This is a genomic window from Nitrosomonas sp. (assembly GCF_020852615.1).
Classification (GTDB): Bacteria; Pseudomonadota; Gammaproteobacteria; order Burkholderiales; family Nitrosomonadaceae; genus Nitrosomonas.
On sequence record NZ_JADZAJ010000040.1, the window covers coordinates 19,381 to 28,724 of the forward strand.

Annotated in this window: 6 protein-coding genes and 1 rRNA gene; all 7 read left to right on the top strand. The window is 50.1% G+C overall.

Features of this window, described 5'->3' with window-relative positions; translation table 11 throughout:
• The first annotated feature begins 190 nt into the window (after nucleotides 1-190).
• Nucleotides 191-979, top strand: coding sequence for an aldolase (locus tag IT527_RS09345; RefSeq protein ID WP_292968293.1), 789 nt, complete (start codon nucleotides 191-193; stop codon nucleotides 977-979).
• Complete coding sequence (locus IT527_RS09350; RefSeq protein WP_292968295.1) at nucleotides 979-4,665, top strand: ATP-binding protein; 3,687 nt, start codon at nucleotides 979-981, stop codon at nucleotides 4,663-4,665. The genes IT527_RS09345 and IT527_RS09350 overlap by 1 nt, the downstream gene beginning before the upstream one ends.
• Complete coding sequence (gene sucC / locus IT527_RS09355) at nucleotides 4,662-5,855, top strand: ADP-forming succinate--CoA ligase subunit beta (protein ID WP_292968298.1); 1,194 nt, start codon at nucleotides 4,662-4,664, stop codon at nucleotides 5,853-5,855. The genes IT527_RS09350 and sucC overlap by 4 nt, the downstream gene beginning before the upstream one ends.
• Nucleotides 5,856-5,857: 2 nt before the next feature.
• Nucleotides 5,858-6,733 carry a succinate--CoA ligase subunit alpha gene (sucD, locus tag IT527_RS09360; protein ID WP_292968300.1) on the top strand — a complete coding sequence of 292 codons (876 nt, stop codon included), beginning with the start codon at nucleotides 5,858-5,860 and terminating at the stop codon, nucleotides 6,731-6,733.
• Nucleotides 6,734-6,802: 69 nt separating this feature from the next.
• Nucleotides 6,803-7,105, top strand: a complete 303-nt coding sequence (locus IT527_RS09365; protein WP_292968303.1) for a hypothetical protein — start codon at nucleotides 6,803-6,805, stop codon at nucleotides 7,103-7,105.
• Between the two features lie 30 nt (nucleotides 7,106-7,135).
• A complete protein-coding gene (dacB, locus tag IT527_RS09370) occupies nucleotides 7,136-8,563 on the top strand; it encodes a D-alanyl-D-alanine carboxypeptidase/D-alanyl-D-alanine-endopeptidase (protein WP_292968305.1) in 1,428 nt (475 codons plus the stop codon).
• A gap of 365 nt (nucleotides 8,564-8,928) precedes the next feature.
• Nucleotides 8,929-9,344: ribosomal RNA gene (locus tag IT527_RS09375) — 16S ribosomal RNA — on the top strand; the annotation flags it as partial.

A 9,344-nucleotide genomic window follows, 5' to 3' on the forward strand; every position in this document is an offset into this window, starting at 1 on the left:
ATTCTTGCATACGCTTACAAGCGCGCAAATGTGACAAATTGCCGCATCTGCACGGAGGGGTTGCCCGGAACCCGGCAGGACCGCGGGCTGGTTTCTGCCATACATTGCTTGCAGCGCCGGAAAAAATGCGGAAAACTGTCAATCGCGAAAGCAAAAGCGTTTTTTATGAGAAACAGGGAGATTGCGGTTTATGAGCGGAGAAACATTCGATCTGGATAAGCGGCAGCTGATGCAGCGTGAGTTTGCCCAGATGGAGAGTAAGTTGCCGGGGGCGACCTACTCCATTCGTCAGAAGGTGGCGTTGACGTGTCGTATTTTATTCGATAACGGCCATGATTCCGGTCTGGCCGGGCAGATCACGGCACGTGGAGAGGCACCGGGTACGTTCCTGACCCAGCGCCTGGGATTCGGGTTTGATGAGATCAGCGCAGGGAATTTGCTGCTGGTTAATGAGGATTTGCAGGTGCTGGAGGGAGAAGGTATGCCTAATCCCGCAAACCGTTTTCATTCCTGGGTTTATCGTGCACGCCCCGATGTGCGCTGCATTATCCATACCCATGCGCTGCATACGGCGGCACTGAGTATGCTGGAAGAGCCGCTCGCTGTTTCTCACATGGATAATTGCGTGTTGTATGACGATGTTGCCTTTTTACCCAAATGGCCGGGTGTGCCGGTGGGGAATGAGGAAGGTGAGCTGATAGCAGGCGCGCTGGGCAATAAACGCGCATTACTGCTTGCGCATCATGGTTTACTGGTGGCCTGCAGCAGTATCGAGGAAACCTGTCTGATTGCACTGGCGTTTGAGCGGACTGCACGCATGCAGTTGCTGGCAGGTGCCGCCGGCCGGATTCAGCCGATTGATCCCGAACTTGCGCGGGAAGCGCATGACTGGATTTTGCGCCCGCAACGTAACGCAACTGCCTTTGCCTATTACGCCAGGCGTTCCCTGAAACATTCTCCTGATTGCCTGCTGGAGTGATGATCCTCACATCGCTGACTCAGCGGTTTGCCATCTGGTTTGCGCTGGTGGCGTTATTGCCGATTGCACTGGTTGGCTACGGTTTGCTGCACATTTTTGAAGGTGAAATCCACAAATCAGCAATTCAGCAGGTTTCGTCAATTGCGGATAAAAAAGTCGAACAGATTGATTCCTATTTGCACGAGCGAATACTGGATGCAACGCTTATCCAGTCAAGTGACACCACCCGCCAGGCCATAGATGAATTTTCACAGGTGTTCAGCCAGTCCGGCGCGGATTCGGAAGCCTGGCGTGCGCTGGATGCCCGTTATCGGGCGCATTATGAACGCTATCTTGAAGGTACAGGTTATTACGATCTGTTCCTGATTTCTCCTGATGGCCAGGTTGTTTTTTCCACTGGCCACGAATCCGATTTTGCCACCAGTTTGCTGACCGGCCCCTACCGGGACAGTGGATTGGGCCGGGCATTTCGTCAGACAAAAGAGACACGGCAGAGCAGTTTATCCAGCTTTGAATACTACCCGCCATCGCATGGTGCGATTGCTGCGTTTGTCGTTGTGCCCATCATAATAAAAGGTGATTTCCATGGCGCGCTGGCGCTGCAGATCTACAGCGAGCATGTGTTTCGTGTACTAACGAACAATGTTGGGCTGGGTAAGAGTGGCGAGACCATTGTCACCCATATGGAAAACAGTCATTCAGCACTGGTTATGGCGCCACTGCGGGAAGATCCTGATGCCGCTCTGAAACGCACGATACCGCTGGACGAGCCGTTATTTTCTCCGGCGATCAGAAACAGTCTGAGAGGTGAGCGCGGTGGGGGGATTGTGACGGATTTTCATGGAAACCCGGTAATTGCAGCCTGGCGGTATCTGCCGCGCATGGACTGGGGAATGGTGGTGCAGATTGATACCAGGGAGGCGTTTGCATCAGTGACACAGATGCGTGCCATGGGATTAGTGGTGCTGGGCCTGACTTTTCTGATGGCGATTCTGGGGGCGCTGTTATTTAACCGGCGGGTAGTAAATCCCCTGAAAAACCTTAACGAATGTGCACAGGCAGTTACTGCCGGCAATCTTCAGTACCATATTCCGGGTGAGGGATGGGATGAAATCGGGCAACTGGCGAGCGCTTTCAATATGATGACCGAACGTCTGGCGGTCAGTTATCAGCATCTGGAGGCACGCGTCGCGGAGCGTACCGCCCGGTTGAAGCAACTTAACACTGAATTGGCAATCAAGGAGAAAGAAACCCGTTCAGTCGTCGAGCATCTGGTGGATTGTGTAGTAACAACGGATGAACGGGGCGTTATGCTCTCGGTAAACCCGGTCATGGAAAAACTGTTCGGTTACACCGCAGAGGAGGCAATTGGGCAGAATGTGGCTATTCTGGTACCGGAGCCGGATCGGAGCAAGCATGCGTACTATATGCAGCGGTATTGTGATACCGGGTATGGTCAGGAATACGTGGGTCGTCCGCAGCTGCCGGGCGGGCATAATGTCGGGCTGGGGCGGGAAGTGGAAGGCGTACATAAGGATGGAACAATCATCCCGCTTTATCTGGCCGTGAGTGAGTATTTCGTTGGTGAGAAACGACATTTCAGTGGAATCATGCGTGATATGCGTGAACACGTGAAAATCAGGCAGGATTTAGAGCGGGCGCGGCATGATGCTGAACTGGCCAATCAGGCTAAATCGGCTTTTCTTGCTGCCATGAGCCATGAAATCCGTACACCGATGAATGGCGTGATCGGCATGATTGATATACTGAGCCAGACCAGTTTGAGCAGTTATCAGAAGGAAATGACGGATCTCATCCGGGAATCCGCCTTCGTATTGCTTGAGATTATCGAGGATATTCTCGATTTTTCCAAAATCGAAGCCGGCAGGCTGGAAATTGAACAGACACCATTATCTCTGGAAAGAGTGGTGGAGCGGGCATGTGGCACACTGACTCACATGGCTGCCAGCAAGGAAGTTGAATTAACCCTGTTTATCGATCCGGCTTTACCGGAAAATGTGCTGGGTGACGCATTGCGCTTGCGGCAGATACTGATCAACCTTATCAATAACGCCATCAAATTTTCCAGTGGCATGACACGGCCGGGACAGATTGCTGTAAAGGTATTGCCGGCAGACAGGGTCGACAGCGATACCACAACCGTTCTATTTCAGGTTATGGATAACGGCATCGGTATGGACGATACGGCCCGGGAGCGTCTGTTTACCCCCTTCTCCCAAGGTGATACCTCAACGACCCGCCGTTTTGGCGGAACTGGTCTGGGGCTGACAATCAGCCGCCATCTGGTTGAACTGATGAAAGGCAGTATTGCGGTGGAAAGCAGGCTCGGTATTGGCTCCACATTTGTTGTGCGCATCCCGTTCAGGGTGATTCAGCCGGAAACCGCTCAGCAGCAGGAATCAGTACCGGATCTTGCCGGACTGTCATGTCTCGTAACGGGAAAAGAAGATGGATTAAGCTCCGGGCTGGCGGCTTATTTGAAATACGCCGGTGCTGCAGTTGAGCACATCATGGAATTGCCAGCCGTTCGTAAACGGATCAGCCGGCTTCCGGCTGGCCAGTGGCTGCTGGTGGCGGATACGAACGATGGGGAATTTCCTGTTGGCGAGTTGCGTGCGCTCTTTGGCAATCGGCCGGATTTCAGCGTGGAAGACAGACTTCAGTTTGTGATTGTCAGGCGTGGACGGCGCCATCGTGGCCGTATGGAGGATGAGGGGGTGGTAACGCTGGATGGAAATGTGCTGTATCGCCGGGTTTTTCTTCATGCAGTAGCCGTTGCGGCTGGCCGGGCAACACTGGAGGAGGGTCAGATCGCTCCTGCAGAAGTTATCGGTAAAATTGTTCCTCCGTCGAGAGAGGAAGCATTGCAGCAGGGCAGGCTGATTCTGGTGGCTGAAGATAACGAGATTAATCAGAAAGTCATTCGTCAGCAGCTTGCTTTACTGGGGTTTGCTGCAGACATCGTTGCCAACGGAAATGAAGCATTGCGCAGATGGAAAAGTGGAGACTATGCACTGATATTGACGGATTTGCACATGCCGGAAATGGATGGGTACCAGTTAACACAGTCAATCCGCTCCGAAAAAAGAGATCAAAGCCAGATTCCGATTATTGCGCTGACAGCAAATGCGCTCAAGGGTGAGGCGGAAAAATGCCGTGCACTGGGAATGAATGATTACCTGAGCAAACCGGTACAACTGGAGCAGCTTAAACCGGTATTGGAAAAATGGCTGCCGGGGTCAAAGCAGGCAGAAGAGCGGAAGGAAGATATACAGCAATTGCCGGTTGTCGCCACAAAAGCGGTAATGGAGATTGATATGCTCAAATCTTTGGTTGGTGATGATCCGGCGGTTATCAGAGAGTTTTTGCAGGATTTTCTTGAGAGTTCTCGCAAGATTGTTGAACAGTTACGGAGTGTGATAGCGAATAATCAGGCAGATGAAGCAAAGTTTGCGGCACATAAACTGAAATCTTCAGCACGTTCAGTCGGTGCGCTGTCCCTGAGTGAATGGTGTGCGCAAATGGAAACTGCTGTGAAGCAGGGTGAGGTGGAAAAACTGGCCGTATTGCTGCCGGATTTTGAGCGGGAATGGGTTCAAGTGGAAAGATATGTCAAATCAGTATTGGCGCAGCCTGATGTTAAGGCTCAAAAGGACGAAATATGAAAATTCATGAATACCAGGCTAAGGCGATACTGTGTCGCTATGGCGTAAGTGTGCCGGCCGGGATTGCCTGCTTCAGTGTGGAGGAGGCGGTGCTGGCCGCTGAAAAGCTGGCTGGAGACAGGTGGGTGGTTAAAGCCCAGATTTATGCGGGGGGGCGCGGTAAGGCCGGCGGGGTGAAGCTGGCAAAGTCGGTTGCGGAAGTTCGGCAGTTTGCTGAAGCGATGTTGTTTGCGCCGCTGGTAACACACCAGACCGGCCCGCAAGGCCGGATAGTTCACCGGCTGTATATTGAACAGGGAGTCGAAATCAGTCACGAATATTACCTGGCGCTGGTGGTGGATCGTGCTATGCAATGTGTGAGTTTGATCGCCAGTGAGGCAGGGGGAATGGATATTGAGCAGGTTGCTGCCGGTACACCGGAAAAAATACACAAAATACGGATCGATCCACTTACAGGGCTAAGTCCTCAGGATGCTGAAAAAATTGTGTGCGAGATCAATCTGCCGGAATTATGCAGGTCGGCTGCAATAACCATGCTGGGTGAGTTATATCGGGCATTCGATGAAAACGATGCTTCATTGCTCGAAATCAACCCGCTGATTGTTACACCGGATAATCGGCTGATTGCACTGGATGCCAAAATAAATTTTGATGATAACGCCCTGTTTCGCCATCCTGAAATTGCCGCTTTGCGGGATCCGGATGAAGAAGATCCGCTTGAAGTGGAGGCATCAAAATATGGACTTTCCTATATTCCGCTGGATGGTGATATTGGTTGTCTGGTTAACGGGGCCGGATTGGCAATGGCAACGATGGACATCATCAAGCTCTATGGAGGTAATCCAGCAAATTTTCTGGATGTGGGCGGCGGAGCGACGGTAGAAAAAGTAACTGAAGCATTCAAGCTAATGCTGAAGAATCCTGATTTACAGGCAATACTGGTCAATATTTTTGGTGGGATTATGCGTTGTGATGTGATTGCTGAAGGAGTAGTGGCAGCGGCACGCGAAGTGGAACTGGCTGTGCCATTGATTGTTCGTTTGGAGGGAACCAGCGTGGAGCTGGGAAAAAAGATTCTGGCAGAATCAGGGTTAACGGTTATTTCAGCCGGCAATATGGCAGATGCCGCCAGGAAAGTGGTGGATGCGGCTGCCCGGCATCGTGCTGAAGCAGCAATCAGGGAGGGATGACCATGGCTATTCTGATTGATCGCCATACACGTGTAATTACGCAGGGGATTACCGGTAAAACCGGACAGTTTCATACTCGCCAATGTCGCGAATATGCTTTTGGTAAAGATTGTTTTGTAGCGGGTGTCAATCCTAAAAAAGCGGGAGAGGATTTTGAAGGGATCCCGGTGTTTGCAACGGTAGAAGAAGCAAAGCGGATGACGGGCGCGACTGTATCGGTGATTTATGTGCCCCCTGCTTATGCGGCTGCGGCGATTGATGAAGCGGTGGAAGCCGGATTGGATTTGGTGATTTGTATTACGGAAGGAATTCCTGTTCGGGATATGTTACGGACACGGGCGCGGATGCATGGAAAAAAAACCTTGCTGATCGGGCCCAACTGCCCGGGAATTATTACGCCGGGTGAATTGAAAATCGGCATTATGCCGGGAATTATTCATCAGCCGGGCAGAATCGGGGTGGTTTCAAGATCAGGCACACTGACCTATGAGGCAGTGGCACAGCTGAGTGAGCTTGGGCTGGGGCAATCCACCTGTATCGGCATCGGTGGTGATCCCATCAATGGCCTTAAACATAAGGATGTTCTGAAGCTGTTCAATGAGGACAGCAGGACAGATGCGGTGTTGATGGTTGGGGAAATCGGCGGCACTGATGAAGAAGAATGTGCTCGCTGGGTTAAAGCATATATGAAAAAACCAGTGGTGGGTTTCATTGCGGGGACAACGGCGCCGCCCGGCAAGCGGATGGGGCATGCCGGTGCCATTATTGCCGGGGGTAAGGGTACAGCTCAGGAAAAAATCGAAGTAATGGAAGCGTGTGGAATTCGTGTAACACGTAACCCGGCTGAAATGGGTAAATTATTGAAAAGTATGATTTAGTACAGTGAAAAATAATCTTTAGCGGATAACAAAAGAATGAAAACAGGGCGAGTTAACATAGTTTTAATAATGATTGCTTTATTGGTGGGCTGTACGACGATCAAGCGGTCAGATCCGGCGCAGCCGGTACCTGTACCGGCACCCGATCCGATTGTCCGGCAGCGGCCTTCAGGCCCGCTTCCTCCCAGCACCCGACCGGTCTATAACCTGGCTGGCTACCCTGAGGCAGCGCAGCAAGGCTATATCGATGGCTGTGAGACAGCGAAGCAATCAGCTTACGGGTTTAAGGATAAAAAACGTTATGCAGCCGATGTGCAATATCAGATGGGATGGAATGATGGATTTTCGATCTGCCGTAGCAAGCGAAAATAAAATGTTCCTTTAATCTGATTATTTGCTGTCATGAAAAATTTGCTGAGACTGTTGTTGTTGTTGTGTAGTGCGTTGATTTTTCCCGCTAATGCTGTTGATTTACCGGACACCGTCCGACAGGCGCTAAAAAGGGCGGCCATTCCTGAATCCGCTGTTGGTATCTACGTAAGAGAAACTGGTGCTGATCGACCGCTGATATCGCTTAATGCGGATGTCCCGATGAATCCTGCATCAGTCATGAAGGTGATAACAACATACGCCGGGCTGGAGATGCTAGGACCAACCTACACGTGGCGTACAGAGGCTTACGCAGGTGGCAATCTGGAGAATGGAAAATTACAAGGTGACCTGATTATCAAGGGTTATGGTGATCCCAGTCTTAACCTGGAAAATTTTTGGCTATTGCTGCGACAAATTCGTCAGACAGGATTAACGGATATTAGTGGTGACCTGGTCCTGGATTACAGTTATTACAATTTTCCGGCAGAAGATTCTGGCGCATTCGATGGTAAACGCTATAAAACTTATAACGTTGCCCCGGAAGCGTTACTGGTGAATTATCGAACTTCAGCATTACATCTGTTCCCTGAGCTGCAGCATGGTGAGGTTCGGGTAGTGGCTGATCCGGATGGTCAATATTTGAATGTGCAAAATCATCTCAAGCTGACACAAAAGAAATGCGGGGATGGTGGAGTACATGTGAACATCCGCGAAGATATTCCACAGCATGGGCAGGTGACGGTTGGGCTTGAGGGTGATTATTCGGCACATTGCGGACCAACAGCATATTACGTGAGCCTGCACGAAAGTTCAGCATATATTCACCAGCTATTTACAGAATTATGGAGGCAATTGGGAGGTACGTTTAATGGTAAAGTCAGGCGTGGGGTGGTGCCAAAAACAATGTATCCAGTCAGTGTTTATCAATCACCTCCCTTGGCTGAAGTAATTCGGGGCATAAACAAGTTTAGTAACAACGTAGCAGCTAAGCAGTTATTTCTGTCTCTTGGAGAAACTCAATCAAAAGGGAGTGGCTATGTTTCGCCTAATCTGGCACGAGCGGGAATAAGACAGTGGCTGGTATCAAAAGGGATGAATTTTCCGGAGCTGATAATGGAAAATGGATCGGGGCTTTCGCGTAAGGAGCGCATTAGCACACGCCATCTGAATGATCTGTTAAATGCAGCTTATTTAGCACCAACAATGCCGGAATTCATGGCTTCTTTAGCAGTTGTCGGTGTGGATGGCACGGTGAGAAAGCGTCTTAAAAAATCGGTGGTTGCTAAAAAAGCACATATAAAAACAGGCACTTTGAAAGATGTCTCTGCAATAGCCGGGTATGTATTGGATCACAGAAAAAAGCGATATGCGGTAACGTTTATCGTTAACCATCCAAGATCAGGCGGTGCCAGACCTGCAATGGACGCGCTGCTGGAGTGGATATATACCAGGCTATAAAAAGATAAAACCAGGAGTGGCGGAAAAATTCGTTAATAAAACCATTAATGGTCGTAAATCGACAGTTTTATGCTGCCAATACAATAAAAAATAAAATATGAATAATCAAAGTGTTGATGAAAAAAAGAGACTGGTTTGAAAAAAATTAACAAAACCGCTTGACTCAATCAGCTTAATCTTTATAATGCGCATCTCTAAAGCAACGACGCAAGTCAAAGCAAAGATCTTTAAAAACAAATAACCAATAAGTGTGGGCACTTAGCAATAAAAAATTGCAAGGCTCAAAGTAGTACAAGTTGAGCAAAAAAGTTTAAACGTCTGCATAATAATCTGTAACAAGATAAAAGCAAGATGAGAAAGAGATAAAACTGAAGAGTTTGATCCTGGCTCAGATTGAACGCTGGCGGCATGCTTTACACATGCAAGTCGAACGGCAGCGGGGGCTTCGGCCCGCCGGCGAGTGGCGAACGGGTGAGTAATACATCGGAACGTGTCCTTGAGTGGGGAATAACGCATCGAAAGATGTGCTAATACCGCATATCTCTGAGGAGAAAAGCAGGGGATCGCAAGACCTTGCGCTAAAGGAGCGGCTGATGTCTGATTAGCTAGTTGGTGAGGTAAAGGCTCACCAAGGCAACGATCAGTAGTTGGTCTGAGAGGACGGCCAACCACACTGGGACTGAGACACGGCCCAGACTCCTACGGGAGGCAGCAGTGGGGAATTTTGGACAATGGGCGAAAGCCTGATCCAGCCATGCCGCGTGAGTGAAGAAGGCCTTCG

Bases quoted from the DNA above. Each gene is read 5' to 3' on its own strand.
- sucD (WP_292968300.1), top strand. From the start codon at position 5,858: ATGGCTATTCTGATTGATCGCCATACACGTGTAATTACGCAGGGGATT.
- IT527_RS09345 (WP_292968293.1), top strand. From the start codon at position 191: ATGAGCGGAGAAACATTCGATCTGGATAAGCGGCAGCTGATGCAGCGT.
- dacB (WP_292968305.1), top strand. From the start codon at position 7,136: ATGAAAAATTTGCTGAGACTGTTGTTGTTGTTGTGTAGTGCGTTGATT.
- IT527_RS09365 (WP_292968303.1), top strand. From the start codon at position 6,803: ATGATTGCTTTATTGGTGGGCTGTACGACGATCAAGCGGTCAGATCCG.
- IT527_RS09350 (WP_292968295.1), top strand. From the start codon at position 979: ATGATCCTCACATCGCTGACTCAGCGGTTTGCCATCTGGTTTGCGCTG.
- sucC (WP_292968298.1), top strand. From the start codon at position 4,662: ATGAAAATTCATGAATACCAGGCTAAGGCGATACTGTGTCGCTATGGC.